This is a genomic window from Nostoc sp. LEGE 12447, from assembly GCF_015206985.1.
Lineage (GTDB): Bacteria > Cyanobacteriota > Cyanobacteriia > Cyanobacteriales > Nostocaceae > Nostoc.
In genome coordinates, this window is sequence record NZ_JADEXT010000002.1 from 376578 (window position 1) to 392524 (window position 15947).

Consider the following 15947-nt stretch of genomic DNA (forward strand, 5'->3'; position numbering starts at 1 on the left):
TTGAAAAATATGATGGACGTAGGATGTTTATTCTAAGATCACGACCACCAGTCATCTCTTTCAACGCTTTGCCAGTATTAACTTTTTGGTTGGCAAACTTTTTCGCCATTATTTTCAGGCGTTAGGGAAAGCGATTGCTTTTTCGGCTCCCATTATGTAGGCACTAATCATGTCTTTACCCCTACATCATTACTACCGTTCCAGCAGACTTTTCATAGTCATTAATCATTAGTGATTCGCTTAGGCAAATGACAAATGACAACTAACTGAACTACTTGTGTCCAGAAGGTTGACCTTCGGTGGTGGCGATTTCGCCTGTTTCCATTAGCATCTTGAAGCGGCGCAATTCATCACCAATTTGTTGTTCTGGTTCTTCACCAAAAAGTTTAGCTACGGTAGCTCCCAATGCTCCACCGGGTGGATTATATTCCAAAACAACCTTAACTTCCGTGCCGCGATCGCCTGGTGCTTTTTTGAAGCGAACAAAACCAGAATTATCAACGTCTGCACCTTCTACAGAAGCCCAAGAAATAAATTCATTTTCCCGATCTTCGAGAATATCTGCATCCCATTCCACGCTCTTCCCCAAAGGTGCATTGGCAATCCAGTGAGAACGTTTTTCGTTGTACACATTGACAGATTTGAGATGCTTCATAAATGTGGGCAGATTCTCAAAGTTGTGCCAAAAGCTATACAATTCTTCTGCCGATTTGTTAATTGTTACCGTCTTTTCAACTTTGATGGGTTGGTTGATACCAATTGCTTCTTGTGCTTGCTGAATTGTGCTTTGCTTGGTTGCACCTTGATAAATCAAACCACCACCGGCTAAAGCCGTCAGCGCTCCCCGCAATGAACCTTGCCTTAAACCCATCAGCACCATAGCACCACCACCGATAAGAGATGCCCAACGCTCTACTTCACTAGCTTCAGTCTGGCTGGTACTTAATTTATCACCTGATGTTGAAGTCACTTGTTTTATATCTCCATCACAGTAATTATCTATAGAGGCGCAAATATCCTCTTGTTCCTATCTCTGTGTTATTTGCGCCTCTGCGATAGCCGTCTAAGTTCAAAAAACTTACATTGACACTGCCGCGCCTGTAGTCGGCTTAGGAGCCTGAATCTGATTACCTATCCGCGCCCGATACAGGTCTACTAATCGCTGTTCGTATTTCAATAAATCGTGATAAATTTCTTTGAAAATAGCAGTTGCTACTGGGTCAGTGAACATTGCAGACAAATTGCCAATATCGCCGATACCAGTTTGGACATCACCTAAAGCAGAACGTAACTGATATATGTCATCACTTCCTGTAAAGGCAGTTTTTACCTTGGCATACTGATTAGCAATATTTGCTCCCAAAGAGGGTTTTTCGCCCAGATGATGAATATAAGTTTCTAGCTTTTGAATATGGCGCTGTTTATTTGCAATTATTTCTTCAAAGACTGAGTTGACTTCCCTATCTGATTCTTTTTCCAAATATTTCTCAAATGCTTCTAGCGAATAACGCTCACCAGCAAGGGCATTATTTAAACCTCTGGTGATATCACCTTTAGTTGAGCCACCCCAAGCATCAGCTAGCTTCCACCATTCAGCACTTGTGTCTTTCTCATTTGGTAGTGCAGCATCTTTGCCACCATAACCCAAACGGCTCAAAATAGCTGTGGTAAAAATCGGCAGGTCTCCAGGTTCACGAGATGTAATCAAATTCCCGTCAACTACCACCGGCTCATCTAGATAATTTGCGCCAGCGTTAATCATGTCCTTGGCAATAGCAATAAAACCAGTGGCTTGTTTACCTTTGAGCAAGTCGCTTTCAATTAAAACTTGTGGCCCGTGGCAAACCGCAGCGACTAGTTTTCCTTGTTGTATAGCTTCTTGGACAAAGCGTACTGTGTTGATGTTGCGCCGCATTCTGTCGGGAGCCATCCCACCAGGAATTATCACCGCATCGAATTGGGCTGCGATCGCTTCTGTTGTAGTACCATCAGCTTGGATACTAAGTTTGCCGCGTTTACCCTTATATTTTTCATTCATTCTGGAACCAAGGACTACTACCTCTATTCCAGCTTGTTTTAGTCCGTTATAAGGAACTGTAAATTCTGCATCCTCTACTGCCTGTTCAATAAGGATAGCAACTTTTTTCTTCCCGGAATGATTGTTATGGTCAGTCATAGATATTATTACCTGTTTCTTTCTAGTATTTAACTAGCTACAATATTGATCAATTAGGAAAGTTGAAAATCCTGAATTGTGAACTTGATTTTTTTTGATTGCCTATTATGCAGTTACTTCACCTGTTGATGAAATAGCAAATAGTTCTTCATAATCGTGAGAGAAATAGGCGTGAAGTGCAGCAAATTTTTCTGGGCTAATAGCATTTTGCAATACAGCAAATACAGCCCGAACATGAATTGCAGCAGTTGTTGGTTCGATGTTTTCTTTTTGGCTTGCACGAGCGATAAATTCCTGCAAGTTAAAGGATTGAACACTATCTCCTTCTCTGCCTCGCAAATAATTGCCTAGTTGTGGAGGCAAATTTTTAGCTATTTCTTCCGCGTCATCACCTGCTATCCGTTCTTTGAGAGTTTCTAGTGTGGCACGGGTAGCACGTTCTGCTTCTTCACGAGAATCTGATTGGGCAAGGCTTTGTACATGTGTAATGAATTCGTTGTATTCCACTGTCTACCTCCGCTTCCCAAAATTCTTGAATGTTTTCTTATTTAGCATTCAGGTAGTTAAAAGCATTAGTCTAAAATTAAAATGGAACAACTTCTTATTCTTCCTATTAATAAAAAAATAGTTATGAGTGAAAAATGGGCTACTGAATTATTTCGGTTTGACAAATTTTCACTCATAGCTAAAAACTTCAACTACAAGTTGCTTGACCATGATTTCATAATTCCAATGGTATGGTGCGATCGCTAGTTTAGCTTCGTACTAAGGGGATAGATTCTTTTATTTCTAAAGCTATACATCTCTAGTAAGATAACTTCGTGACAGGAAAACGTTATTGTGAGAATGCAGAAAAAAGGCTAGTATCATGGCAGAAAAAAATCATAATGACGAAATTCAAACCAATGATTTGCCACAGGAAATTACCGAATCCTATGGTACTGGTGTGAAAGAGTTGCCAGGATACAATATTGGTGGGCGCTCAATTAGAGAAGAAAGACGTGAGTATACAGAAACTAGTCCTGAACTCACTGGTGGGGATGTTGATGCTTATTGGCAAGATGCAGATGCAGTTGGGGATGAAGCTGTTGGTGGTAGCACTGCAACTCCTGATAAAAATGTAACTGAGGAGCTAGAAGCGGCAGTAGGGCTAGAAATGGCTGATTCTGAGTTTCTGCATACCAATGATATTTTAGAGGATCGTGATGGCGATCGCTGGGAGTTAGATCCAAAGTCTTCTGAAGATTATCAAGAGCGGGGAGAATAAGCTTCATAAAAAATCAGAAGCCGTGTTCCTACTGTGAATTCACAAATTTGATGTGGTTAAATTGGACAGTGCTTAGAAAAGCACTGTCACAACAAAACTAATCATCTATCTATCGAAATATTTCCTGAAAGTCTCTCAATTTGGCAGCATTGAAATTGCCAAGTTTTTACTTTGCCTTTCCTCAGCATTATTTTAGCTTTTGATATAGCAATCCGCTTTGATTTCTGTTCGCGCAACGTGGCGTAGACATAATTATTTGCTTATGAGGCAATGGGCAAGAAGTTTATTTGAGTTGGATTGAATGTTTTCAGAGATCAAATATGAGTTTTATATTGCATTTACATCTAAGTTTAATTCTTCTTTCTAAAGTGAGACTATACTTTCCCCGATTTATGTTTTGTTTATAATTATTCTTCTTTCTGATTTTAATACCTATGTCTTCAGTAGGGTAAAACGTTAAATGTATATTTGATACCTTTACTAACAGCACTGAATAAATTGCAATTGGAGTTCATAATGACATACACACAAACTAGCGATCCAACTATTCGGGAACATGTTCAAGCTTGGCAAAAGTTGGATGTGGATCAACAACTGGCTTTGTTTTGGTTCATTTACAAAGAAATGGGTGGCTCAATTACACCAGCTGCTCCTGGGGCCAGTACTGTTTCTCCAGAAATCGCGGAAGGTTTGTTTAATCAAGTTAAGGAATTATCTCACGAACAACAATTACAAGTTCAGCGTGACTTGATTAATAAAGTAGATACCCAAATTTCTCGTGAATATGGTTCTTTGGGTGATACTACCAAGCTACTATTTTGGTATCGATTATCTCAAGGTATCGACAATGGTACTATCATTCCTGTACCGTCTGATTATCAACTACCCTCAGAATCTAAAGCGTTGTTTGGTAGAATTCAAGGATTAGGCTTTGAGCAACAGATCACTCTTTTCCGTGATTATGTGTCGCCAATGGGTGCTGAAGCAAAAGCAGGTGCTGAAATTTAGCACTTTTTAACTTTTTAGGCTGCTTGAGGTTATCTATTTAGCCTCTAAATGAGGATAAGATGGTTGTTATAGCAAGTTTATTTACTTGCAAAGTCCTGTATAAGCATCTATCTATACCTCTCTTCTTAAAGTTTTTTATATCCGCCAGTCGCTTAATATAAATTTAAATTTTGATGACTGGTGGTTTCATTTTTTTTTGAGAAATAAACACAGAGTAAAAATAAAAATCTTACCCTGTGAGCATTTATTTCATGAGGTCAGTTGCACCCTACAGTCCTAACGCCCTTTGTTTTGTACTCAATATATTAAAAGTAATTATATTTGAATTAATCTGTCTTTTGGTTGGTTTAAATATGCTTTTTTTATATTAAGCTCTATCTTTTTATAGTTTTTTATCTCAAATTACAAGCTTAAGATTAATACAGATATTAAGATAGACAATTCAATTTTTTACACTGGAGATTTAATGAGTTTTTTATATCTTATACCAAATTACATATATGATAAACATAAAAATGTAACTAATTTACCATTAGCTGTTATAGCTGATAAAGATATTAATTGATGAAAGCTATATGTTTCAGCTTTTAAAGGTTAAAATAGAGGCGATCTTTAAACAATTTTCAAAGCTATTTAATACTTAACCTATGATACAACACCGACTAATAGAAGAGATATATTGCTAACGAAACTCCGACAATTTTAAGTAACAAAAATAGCGAAGATACGTAAATTTGTAGCTATTTGCCTGACGAAAATTGTTAGCGACAGAAGAGACTTACTAAAATTAAAAAATCTTTCCTAGTTACGTTAATTAGTAAAGCCATAGTCTAACTGGTTCCAAGCAAAATTATAATTTTCACTTAAAAATTTTGAGTTAATTAAGTAGTTAATTACTTTGAGGTGCTTATGACTTCTACAAACGTCAACTTTTTAGAACAAAGCGTATCAAAATTTCAGCGTTTGGATGCAGACGATCGCTTGACTGTCTTAGCCTTACTTTATACTGAAATTTGTGATGAAATTCCGTCGCTCTGTCTCAATAATGTACCAAATGAAAACACTGCAAATTTAGTTGCACAAATTCAAAAGCTGCCACAGGCGGAACAGTTATTTGCTTTGCGTCAGTTGCTAAACAAAGATGAAGTAAGAGAAACAGCAATTCCTACTGAAGAGTACGCTTTAATGAACGCTGATGATAAATTAGGTTTTTGGTATCAATTAGCCCAAAACTTGGGAACTTCAATCATCGGTGTACCAAATGACTATATACCTTCTGAAAAAGCTACCGAAGTAGTGGATTTACTTCACACACCGAACATTGAAGATTTAGTGACTTTCTTCAAGCGAGTACTGTAACAGTTTTGAGTTAAGAATTAAAGGTGGGGCATAGGCTCACTTTAGGTTTAAAAGTTGGGAAAACTTCTGTTTTTACAGCAGTTTTATGTATTTGAAGCACATTTGAGGCAAGGAAGGGCACAGCAATGCTGTGCCCCTACTGAGTGGTTTATTTACTAGAACTTACGCAAAACTACACGCGGTAGGTGCAATTCATGAATTGCCTTGAAAATAGCTGTAAGTTAATTCTTATGGTGTCTTTTTCTTGGATGTCTGGGTGAGGATATGTGATGTTTCCGCTCTGCTTACAAGCGGGTTTTTGGGGTTTAGTTGGCGGTTCAGCGCTGCTGTTAGGTTCCGCAGTGGGTTACTATGCCAAAATTCCTCAACGAGCGATGTCTAGCGACAAGCCGCTGACGCGTCTACGCCGCAGTGATGGCTTTTGGTGCAGGTGTGCTAATTTCAGCGCTATCGTTTGAACTCATGGATGAAGCTTACCTTTAAAAAACTTGTGTGTACACCGTAGCCGGAGCAGAGAGAGGCTTTGAGTATTACTCGCCTCCCCTACGTCCTTCCACTATCGCAAAACCGCTTGATAGCGACCTAACGCGATTAAAGGAAAGTATTGTTGATACAAGTGATATTTGAGATAAAAATGGCAAGGGAATCCAGTCCCTGTAAAGTCCGCCTCAAACCAAGTACCATCAGATTTTTGAGTTGCAACTAAATAGCCAATTCCTTGCTCAATAGCCTCAAGAGCAAATTTCCCAGTTGCTTCACCTGCTGCCAAGAGGCCAATTAAAGCCCAAGCGGTTTGAGATGCAGTACTATTTCCTTTTCCTTTGAGACTGGGGTCATCATAGCTGCGACAAGTCTCACCCCAACCCCCATCTGGGTTTTGACACCCCAATAACCAAGCTGCTCCCCGTTCTATACTAAGTTTATGCCTTTGAGGATCAATTAACGCCAAGGCTGACAAAACGCCACTAGTGCCGTAGATATAATTTACACCCCAACGACCAAACCAACAGCCTTCGCTTTCTTGTTCGCGTAAAAGATAAGTTAGCGATCGCTCTAAATTATCACTATCAATTGACAAATCACAAGCACCAAGCATTTCTACGACTCTAGCCGTAACATCTGCGGTGTTTGGATCAATCATCGCTTTCAAGTCGCCATAAGGGATGGAGTTCAGCCAATCTTGATCGTTATCCAAATCAAAGGCAGCCCACCCGCCTGGTTTACATTGCATAGATGCAATCCAGTTTACCGCCCGTGCGATCGCAGCCTGCTTGATTTTTTCATTAGGGAGTTTCACCAAATGTAAAGCCATCACCACCACCGCCGAGTCGTCTACATCGGGATAAAACCGATTGTCAAACTCAAACGCCCAAGCGCCTGGTTTTCCTTGGCGATTTTTTACAGCCCAATCTCCATAATCTAAAATTTGTTTTTGCAACAACCATTCCCCAGCCTTTACCACAACTGGATGATCGGGTGCAAAGCCAGATTCTACCAAAGCACGCATCGCCCAAGCTGTATCCCAAACAGGTGAAACACAAGGTTGAACTCGGTAACTATTCTCTGTTTCAATGGCAAAGTTATCAATTGCTTGCAAACCTCTTTCCACAATCGGATCGCTGCGGTCATAATTGAGACAGCGCAAAGCTAGCATTGAATTCAACATCGCCGGAATAATGCCACCCCAGTCGCCTGTCGCTTCTTGCCGTTCTAAAATCCATTTTTCGGCGGCTTTGATACCTTCTTCGCGGAAGGGGACTAAATTCAGGCTTTCTGCCCATTTGAATCCTTGGTCGAGGGTGAGGAATAAATCAGTCCAATCACCACTTTGGGGTAATTCCCACCGGACTCGATCAACACCTTCAGCGTATAGCTCATCTAGGTTGATAGTTGGGTTGGTGATAAAAACAGGTTTGCGATCGCATACAACCAGTAATGGTACTGTACTGGAACGTGCCCAGCTAGACATTTCGTAGATATTAACTGGAAATGCTTTTGGCAATAACATTATCCAAGGCGGTAGCGAGGGAATACCGCGCCAGTTGTAGCAGCCAATCAAGGCTAAGTGCAACTTGGTAAAAATCCGAGTTTTGCTGATACCACCCCGTTTGAGAATAAAAGCTTTCGCCCGAATCATCGCCGGATCTTTTGCTGGGACACCTAGCAGTCTCAGCGCCATGTAAGCTTCAACTGAAGTGCTAAGTTCTCCGCCATCACCGTAATAAAGTTCCCAGCCGCCATGCTGTCGTTGCTCTTGACGCAGATATGCTTCAACTTTGTGTAAAGGTCTGGTTTCGTCTGTTCCCCAAATCTTATGCAAAAGGACGGTTTCAGCAGTGATGGTGACATTAGATTCTAACTCTGCCCACCAGTAGCCTGCTGGATTTTGAATCGAAAGTAAATATTTTTGGCTGGCTGCGATCGCTTCTGCAATTTGATTGACTTTTACCCTGTCTTGTGTTTGCATCAAATCCTATCTAACCTCACACTCAACACTAGCTATAAATACGGTAATACTATGAAAAAATTTTTTCTTTATTGGTAGACATAGTATTGTGTCTGAGTCACTGAGAATTTGCAATAGGTCATGGGTGTAATTGTATTAGGATTGACGCTGTTATCATTGACAATTTGGTTAGGATTACTGTGTTTTTGGGGGCAATTTTGGCGGACAGACCAGCAATTAGAGGTAGAGACGTTGCATACAAGGTCTCTACAATCGTTACCTGTTGTTTGTGCTGTGGTTCCAGCGCGTAACGAAGCTGAGTTCATCCCAACTAGCTTGCGATCGCTCCTACTCCAAGATTATCCTGGTTCTTTCAACGTGTTTTTGGTAGACGATCGCAGCACAGACCGGACAGCAAATTTTGCCGAAGGGGTTGCACACGCTGTAGGTAAACCCCAGCAATTGCATATTATCTCAGGCGAACCTCTGCCTGCTGGTTGGTCGGGTAAACTTTGGGCAGTTGAGCAAGGTATAAAGAGCGCTAGTAAATTCGCACCTGACTATTTTTTACTGACCGACGCAGATATCGAACACGATCCTAGTAATCTTCGCCGACTCGTTGCAAAAGCTGTTCAAGAAGATTTAGACTTGGTTTCGGTAATGGTGCGACTTAGATGTGAGAGCTTTTGGGAAAAACTTTTGATTCCGGCTTTCGTCTTTTTCTTCCAAAAACTCTATCCTTTTCGGTGGGTGAATAATCCCAACAATCCCACGGCAGCCGCAGCTGGAGGTTCTATTCTGATTGCCCGTGAAGCTTTAGAGCGAATCGGGGGTATTCAAGTCATTCGCCAAGCTTTAATTGACGATTGCGCCCTAGCTCAAGCTGTTAAGAAGAGTGGGGGACAAGGGGACAGGGAGAATAACCCAATGCTTAGTCAAGGGCGTATCTGGTTAGGATTGAGTCGCTTGACTCGTAGTTTGCGCCCTTATGACTCGCTGGCGACAATTTGGGATATGGTTGCTCGTACTGCCTATACTCAACTTAATTATTCGCCATTACTACTCTTGGGGACCTTGGTGGGAATGCCTTTGATTTATCTAGTTCCACCTGTGTGTGTAATTCTAGGTGCAGTTTGGGGCAATTGGGCGATCGCACTTACGGGTTTATTAGGATGGCTATTGATGACTTTCGCTTACTACCCAACAATCCGCTTTTATAAATGTTCTCCGTGGTTCGCGTTAAGCTTGCCTGCGATCGCTTTTCTCTATACCCTGATGACTTTAGACTCAGCACTACGTCACTGGCAAGGGCGTGGCGGCGCTTGGAAAGGAAGAGTTTATCCTAGTTCGGATAATTTATAATTGGGGATAAAATTGAAGTAAGCCGACAGTGGTTGATTAAAAGAATTATGACAACCGCAATACCAACAAATAATCCTGTTATTGTCCCTAAAAAGCTGCCTTTTCTGGAGTCAATTTGTTGGCAGACAGCCGATGTCTATGGCTTTACTCCAGAAGAAATGTTGAGTCGCTACGAGCGTGGCTGGAAATATCACAACCTATTTAATAATCTTGAAGGTGAAGAACTTAATTTTCTTAAGGAACTTGCCAAACACTATAAATCCTGGTTGCAAGTTTATTTATGACCTCCAGATTTGAACACCATAATAAAATTCTCACAGTTCTTGAATCCTTAGATGCTGACAAAATAGCGATCGCCCCATTCCCCATTCCTAAATCCTTGAAGCTGTTTGTTTATCACTCGCAAGACTAACAGGCAATGGTTGAGCCGCTTTCAATACTGCATCCAGCAACCCTGGAAACAGCATCTCTAAATCTTCACGCCGCAGTATATTGATGTGATGTGTCCCTTCTTTACGTGTAAAGACTATCCCAGACTCCCGCAAAATCTTAAAATGATTGGACATTGTAGACTTTGCGATCGCAAAATCAAACTTGGCACAGCATTGTTCTCCCTCAGTCGCTAGTAGTCGCACAATCTCTAGCCGCACTGGATCGCCCAATGCATACAGCACTCCCGGTAAAGAAATATTTTTTCTATCTGGATGATAAAGAAATCTCATAGTTGCATTATCTCATCAAGTGGCATATATTTTTATTATTCGATATTATCGAATTATAGAATTAACTAGGAAGGCAATTTATGTCATCCATTACAAATGTCACAGAAGCCACATTCAAGCAAGAAGTCTTGGAAAGTGAGATTCCAGTCTTAGTAGACTTTTGGGCCCCGTGGTGCGGCCCTTGCCGGATGGTAGGCCCAGTGGTCGATGAAGTTGCTGCGGAATACGAAGGACAGGTGAAATTTGTGAAGCTGAACACAGATCAGAATCCTACTGTCGCCAGCCATTATGGAATTCGCAGCATTCCGACGCTGATGGTTTTTAAGGGAGGTCGGCAGGTTGATACTGTCGTAGGGGCAGTTCCAAAAACCACCTTGAATAAGACCTTAGCACAGCATCTTTAATCTAGGTACTGTTATGAGACGCATTTAGTTTGCAGTCTTCTCTAATCAAGGGAGACAGGAGTCAGAATACACCTGACTCTTGTACAGACGCGATTAATCGCGTCTCTCCCCACTCTTGACTTCTGACTCCTGAATTCTGTTCAACTAATGGGGAAAGAGCAAAATGGACTTGAAATTGCATGGTAAATCTGCACTAGTTAGTGGTTCAACCGCAGGTATTGGTTTGGCGACAGCCCTTGCGCTAGCTCAAGAAGGTGCATCAGTGATTGTCAACGGTCGATCTGAGGAAAGAGTAACCCAAGCGATCGCTAAAATTCAACAAAGTACACCAGACGCGAAAGTTTCTGGCGTTGTTGCTGACACAAGTACTGCATCAGGGGTAGAGGAACTCTTTCAAAAAGTTCCTCACGTTGATATCCTCATTAATAATGTGGGTATTTATGAGCCAAAAACCTTCTTTGATATTACCGATGAAGACTGGTTAAACATATTTCAGGTTAACGTTCTCAGTGGAGTCCGTTTGAGCCGGCAATATCTGCAAAAGCAGCTAGAGCAAAACTGGGGGCGGATAATCTTTATCTCCAGCGAATCTGCGATTCAGATCCCAGTAGAAATGATTCACTATGGCACAACTAAGACAGCACAGCTTGCTATTGCAAGAGGTCTAGCAGAAATGACTGTCGGGACTGGAGTTACTGTAAACTCTGTCCTCCCCGGACCAACCCGCTCAGAAGGAGTTGAAGAGTTTATTATCAACCTGGCGCAGGAACGTGGTATTAGTCCAGCAGAAGTTGAGACTGAGTTTTTTCAAAATGTGCGTCCAAGTTCCCTAATCAAACGTTTTGCAACTAATGAAGAAGTAGCAGCGATCGTAGTTTACCTTTCTAGCCCTATAGCTTCAGCAACTAATGGTGCAGCTTTGCGGGTAGATGGTGGTGTTATTCGATCGATTGTTTAGTGAATGAACTGCACGCAAAATTGGGTATTGGGGAGATTTTTTTGTTGTTTTCAAGACTATTTCTTTTTAGAAATAAACCGCCCATAACTAAAGTTTTTGAGTACGTTAAAACGGACAATAACCTTTTCTTAGTGGTCTTTAGAGACTTTCGCTATTAGACTGAGAATTTATCGAGGAAGACAGGAGGTAGGCTAAATGAGAATAGCATAGCCCTGCCCTTATTCCCTTTATCTCCCAATACCGTTTGGTTAAGGCAAGAGACGCGATAAATCGCCGTCTCTACAAAGGACTGATTATTGTAAAGACGGCGAAAAACCTTATCCGAACCGTATTGTCTTATCTCCCAGCTATGGGGTTTTGAACTTTGAATTTTGAATTGGAGCAAAATAACATGACTAGTGATATAAATTTATTCTCTTCTTACCAATTAGGTAATTTGGAACTCCCAAATCGGATTGTAATGGCACCCTTAACCCGAAACCGAGCCAGTGAGGGAAACGTACCATACGAACTGAATGCTACTTACTACGCTCAACGTGCTTCCGCCGGACTGATTATTTCTGAAGCAGCACAGGTAACTCCTGAAGGACAGGGCTATCCTGCTACACCAGGAATTCATTCGTCAGAACAGATAGAAGGATGGAAATTAGTCACTGATGCCGTACATCGGGAGGGAGGAAGAATTTTCCTGCAACTATGGCACGTAGGCAGGATTTCCCATCCTGACTTACAACCAAATGGAGCTTTACCTGTGGCACCTTCTGCCATTGCTCCTAAAGGTGAGGCATCAACTTATGAGGGGCCAAAACCTTATGTTACACCCCGTGCTTTAGAAACTTCAGAAATACCGCAGATAGTAGAACAGTACCGTCAGGGAGCGGCAAATGCTCTAGCGGCTGGGTTTGATGGGGTAGAAATTCACTCAGCTAATGGTTATTTAATAGATCAATTTCTCCGCGATCGCACCAATCAACGTACAGATAAATATGGGGGTTCCATTGAGAATCGCACCCGATTCCTGTTGGAGGTGACAGAGGCAGTAACTAGTGTGTGGGATTCTAACCGAGTTGGGGTACGTTTCTCTCCCAGTGGGACTTTTAACGATATCGGTGACTCCAATCCGCTAGAGACATTCGGTTATGCAACTCAAGCGTTGAACCAGTTTAATTTGGCATATCTGCATATTTATGAGGCAACAGAAGCAGATATCAGACATGGCGGGATAATTGTACCCACCAGTCATATCCGCGATCGCTTTACAGGTACACTCATCGTCAATGGTGGTTATACCCGTGAAAAAGGCAATGCAGTGCTGGCAAACAAAGCAGCAGATTTAGTTGCCTTTGGCACATTATTTATATCAAATCCAGATTTACCCCGACGCTTGGCTTTAAATGCACCATTAAATGAAGCAAATCAAGCAACCTTTTATGGTGGCGCTGAACAAGGATATACAGACTATCCATTTTGGTCGGCTGCTAATGAGGCAGTAGCTCAGGCGTAATTCGTAATTCGTAATTTGTAATTCGTAATTATGACATCATTATTCTTTAGAAAGATGTCGGGGAAAGGTTAAAGGGTAAAGGGTAAGGGAAAATTCCATCCTTTTCCCCCACTTCTGCAAGAAGTCTTTTCTGATGCGTGCCAGATGAAACTTGTTTGTTCTGAAATAAGGAATAATTTTTATTTTTGTTTCATGAATAAATAGATTCATTTGTATCCTAATTAGGAATTACGAATTATTTGGTCATAACTCAACTATCAGGAGAATCTCATGAGTTCCATCACCCAAACCATACCTTTAGATGTACCTAGTGCGATCGCTCAACGTCGTTCAATTAAAACTTTTAAAGCAGACCCCATTGCCCCAGAACTGCTCAAGCAACTGGTAGAATTGACCGTGGCAGCGCCCAGTAGCTTTAATATCCAAGACTGGCAAATTATTCTTGTGCAAGACGAGGCGCAAAAGGCAGCACTATCAGCAGCATCATGGAATCAACAACAAATCGTCCAAGCACCTGTAACCTTCGTCTTTGCTGCCGATCCTACCGTAGGCGAAAGAGACTTAACCCCAATTTTTGAGCGGGCAACTGAAACTGGAGCATGGAATGAAGGCACGGTAAACTACTTTAAAAGTGCCATCCCACAATTTCAAGCTGGGTTAGGCGACAAGCGACGCGAATATGCCATCAAAGATGCCATTATTGCCGCTACTCACTTGGTGTTAGCAGCAGAAAGTTTGGGATTATCCACTTGTTTTATGAACGGTTGGGTTGAGGATCAGGTAAAACAAGTGATTGGTGCTGAGGATAATCCAGATTTAGCGATCGCTGTTGTTGTTCCTGTTGGCTATGCAGCCGAACCACGCTTAAATCCAGGTCGTTTACCATTCTCCTCTAACGTTTCTGTGGATAGAATCGGTAATCCTTATGTAGGGTAGTTTTTCCTAAATTGGGAATGGGGAATTGGGAATTGGGAATTGGGAATTAAGAATGAGTCTTTGATACTCGTGAATGAGTCTTTGATACTTGCCGACGAGCCTTTTATACTCGTGAATGAGTCTTTGATACTCGCCGACGAGCCTTTTATACTCGTGAACGAGTCTTTGATACTCGCCGACGAGTTTTTTATACTTGTGAATGAGTTTTTGAACCTGCTCTCCCTACCTCCCCTACTCCCCCATCTCCCCCTGCTCCCCACTCCCCACTCCCCACCCACTACTAATGTCCCTACCCTCCTTCCTAGCACGTCGTTCGTTCCACTATGGCTGGATTGTAGCTGGCTTAACATTCCTAGCCTTGCTCGTTGCAGCCGGAATTCGTTCTGCTCCCGGAGTTTTTATAGTGCCTCTCGAACAGGAGTTCGGCTGGAGTAGAGCAACTATATCTTTAGCAATCTCCATTAACTTAGTACTTTACGGATTAATTGGCCCTTTTGCTGCCACAGTTATGGAGCGAATGGGCATTCGCAAGATGATGGTATTCTCACTTGCTACCATTGCTCTCGGTGTCGGTTTAACCACTGTGATGTCAACATCTTGGCAGCTAGTTTTGCTGTGGGGTGTAGTTGTCGGTTCTGGTAGCGGAGTTATTGCCCTAGTTTTGGGCGCTATTGTTGTCAATCGCTGGTTTTTTGAGAAGCGGGGCTTAGTTCTCGGCATCCTAACCGCCAGTACAGCCACAGGACAACTGGTGTTTTTGCCAATGCTGGCCTCAATAGCCGATCGCTTTGGCTGGCGAACTGCGGCTTTAGCTCTTACTGGTGCAGCACTTTTAATTATTCCAGCGATCGCAGCCTTTATGCGCGATCGTCCGGCAGATGTCGGGTTGCGACCCTTTGGCGACAACAGCGAAACTGTAGAAACATCGCAGCCTAGAGCAAATTCCATCGCCTCTACCCTCAACGCCCTCTGGCTGGGAATGCGTAAACGCGATTTCTGGCTGTTATTTGGGAGCTTTTTTATCTGTGGTGCTAGCACAAATGGGTTAATTGGAACTCATCTAATTCCTGCTTGTATTGACCACGGTATCCCGGAAGTCAAAGCTGCGGGTCTTTTGGCAATCATGGGGCTATTCGATTTTTTTGGAACTACTATGTCCGGTTGGCTCTCTGACAGATGGAATAATCGCTACTTATTATGCTGGTACTACGGACTGCGGGGTTTATCTTTGATTTTCTTACCCTTCAGTTTCAACTTTTCCTTCTATGGACTTTCTATTTTCGCCGTCTTCTATGGACTTGATTGGATTGCTACCGTACCACCAACAGTCCGTCTTGTTGCCAATGCCTTTGGTAAAGAAAATGTCGGCGTGATGTTCGGTTGGATTGTCGCAGGACACCAGCTTGGTGCAGCCACAGCAGCATTCGGAGCGGGAGTGTTAAGAACTTGGACGGGTAGCTATTTACAAGCGTTTATTTTATCAGGTATTCTCTGTCTGATTGCCGCAGTTGGTGTACTGCAAATTGGTCAAACTCCCACTAAGGGACTTCCAACTAAAAAAGTATCCCATCGCTTTGCCTAGCAGGGGAAACAGGGGAGGAAGAATCTAACGATCATCTTTGCTCCCAAAATTGAATAATTTAGTTTCTGGAAGTCCTTAAAGGCGATTCACAACTATCTTCAGTCACGCTCAATTCTTAATCTATGAATGTTTTAATCGAATGGTATTAAGAAAAGTTCTTAGAGGTTGTTTGAAAAGTGGTTGACTGTGATTTTAGGCACTAACTGATCCCCCCTAGCCCACG

The 15947-nt window shown here is 42.0% G+C and carries 17 protein-coding genes; 12 read left to right on the forward strand and 5 right to left on the reverse strand.

Going from position 1 to position 15947, the window contains the following annotated elements:
- Positions 1–271: 271 nt before the first annotated feature.
- From IQ274_RS04075 to IQ274_RS04085, 3 genes are all read right to left on the reverse strand, one after another.
- Positions 272–970, reverse strand: coding sequence for an SRPBCC family protein (locus IQ274_RS04075; protein ID WP_194141500.1), 699 nt, complete (start codon positions 968–970; stop codon positions 272–274).
- A gap of 108 nt (positions 971–1078) precedes the next feature.
- Complete coding sequence (locus IQ274_RS04080; protein ID WP_163927509.1) at positions 1079–2176, reverse strand: DJ-1/PfpI/YhbO family deglycase/protease; 1098 nt, start codon at positions 2174–2176, stop codon at positions 1079–1081.
- A 105-nt stretch (positions 2177–2281) separates the two neighbouring features.
- The gene (locus IQ274_RS04085; protein WP_163927510.1) at positions 2282–2683 is read right to left on the reverse strand and encodes a DUF2267 domain-containing protein; all 402 of its coding nucleotides are present in this window, start codon (positions 2681–2683) and stop codon (positions 2282–2284) included.
- 123 nt (positions 2684–2806) lie between these two features.
- Between IQ274_RS04085 and IQ274_RS37220 the strand changes: the two genes are divergently transcribed.
- The 5 genes from IQ274_RS37220 (at position 2807) to IQ274_RS04105 (ending at position 6268) form a co-directional block, all read left to right on the forward strand.
- A complete protein-coding gene (locus IQ274_RS37220; RefSeq protein WP_265578510.1) occupies positions 2807–2929 on the forward strand; it encodes a hypothetical protein in 123 nt (40 codons plus the stop codon).
- A gap of 115 nt (positions 2930–3044) precedes the next feature.
- Complete coding sequence (locus IQ274_RS04090; protein WP_163927511.1) at positions 3045–3443, forward strand: DUF6335 family protein; 399 nt, start codon at positions 3045–3047, stop codon at positions 3441–3443.
- Between the two features lie 516 nt (positions 3444–3959).
- Positions 3960–4451 (forward strand): orange carotenoid protein N-terminal domain-containing protein, encoded by a 492-nt coding sequence (locus IQ274_RS04095; protein ID WP_163927512.1) that lies wholly within the window; start codon positions 3960–3962, stop codon positions 4449–4451.
- A 909-nt stretch (positions 4452–5360) separates the two neighbouring features.
- Entirely contained in the window at positions 5361–5810 is a 450-nt protein-coding gene (locus IQ274_RS04100) for an orange carotenoid protein N-terminal domain-containing protein (protein WP_194141501.1), read from the forward strand.
- Positions 5811–6076: 266 nt separating this feature from the next.
- On the forward strand, positions 6077–6268 hold the full coding sequence (locus tag IQ274_RS04105; RefSeq protein ID WP_228058023.1) for a hypothetical protein: 192 nt from the start codon (positions 6077–6079) through the stop codon (positions 6266–6268).
- Between the two features lie 98 nt (positions 6269–6366).
- On the opposite strand, the gene shc is transcribed toward IQ274_RS04105, so the two are convergent.
- Positions 6367–8277 (reverse strand): squalene--hopene cyclase, encoded by a 1911-nt coding sequence (shc, locus tag IQ274_RS04110; protein WP_194141502.1) that lies wholly within the window; start codon positions 8275–8277, stop codon positions 6367–6369.
- A gap of 120 nt (positions 8278–8397) precedes the next feature.
- On the opposite strand from shc, the gene IQ274_RS04115 reads away from it, so the two are divergent.
- Positions 8398–9618, forward strand: a complete 1221-nt coding sequence (locus IQ274_RS04115; RefSeq protein ID WP_194141503.1) for a glycosyltransferase — start codon at positions 8398–8400, stop codon at positions 9616–9618.
- Between the two features lie 47 nt (positions 9619–9665).
- Positions 9666–9902 carry a hypothetical protein gene (locus IQ274_RS04120; RefSeq protein ID WP_194141504.1) on the forward strand — a complete coding sequence of 79 codons (237 nt, stop codon included), beginning with the start codon at positions 9666–9668 and terminating at the stop codon, positions 9900–9902.
- An 87-nt stretch (positions 9903–9989) separates the two neighbouring features.
- Here IQ274_RS04120 and IQ274_RS04125 read toward each other — a convergent pair whose 3' ends face one another.
- Positions 9990–10340, reverse strand: coding sequence for an ArsR/SmtB family transcription factor (locus IQ274_RS04125; protein WP_194141505.1), 351 nt, complete (start codon positions 10338–10340; stop codon positions 9990–9992).
- A gap of 80 nt (positions 10341–10420) precedes the next feature.
- Between IQ274_RS04125 and trxA the strand changes: the two genes are divergently transcribed.
- The 5 genes from trxA to IQ274_RS04150 all read left to right on the forward strand — a co-directional run bounded on the left by trxA (position 10421) and on the right by IQ274_RS04150 (position 15724).
- On the forward strand, positions 10421–10744 hold the full coding sequence (gene trxA, locus IQ274_RS04130; protein ID WP_012412473.1) for a thioredoxin: 324 nt from the start codon (positions 10421–10423) through the stop codon (positions 10742–10744).
- A 163-nt stretch (positions 10745–10907) separates the two neighbouring features.
- A complete protein-coding gene (locus IQ274_RS04135) occupies positions 10908–11702 on the forward strand; it encodes an SDR family NAD(P)-dependent oxidoreductase (protein ID WP_194141506.1) in 795 nt (264 codons plus the stop codon).
- Between the two features lie 391 nt (positions 11703–12093).
- Positions 12094–13206 (forward strand): alkene reductase, encoded by a 1113-nt coding sequence (locus IQ274_RS04140; RefSeq protein WP_163939293.1) that lies wholly within the window; start codon positions 12094–12096, stop codon positions 13204–13206.
- 270 nt (positions 13207–13476) lie between these two features.
- The gene (locus tag IQ274_RS04145; RefSeq protein WP_194141507.1) at positions 13477–14142 is read left to right on the forward strand and encodes a nitroreductase family protein; all 666 of its coding nucleotides are present in this window, start codon (positions 13477–13479) and stop codon (positions 14140–14142) included.
- Between the two features lie 283 nt (positions 14143–14425).
- Entirely contained in the window at positions 14426–15724 is a 1299-nt protein-coding gene (locus IQ274_RS04150) for an MFS transporter (RefSeq protein ID WP_194141508.1), read from the forward strand.
- Positions 15725–15947: the final 223 nt, after the last annotated feature.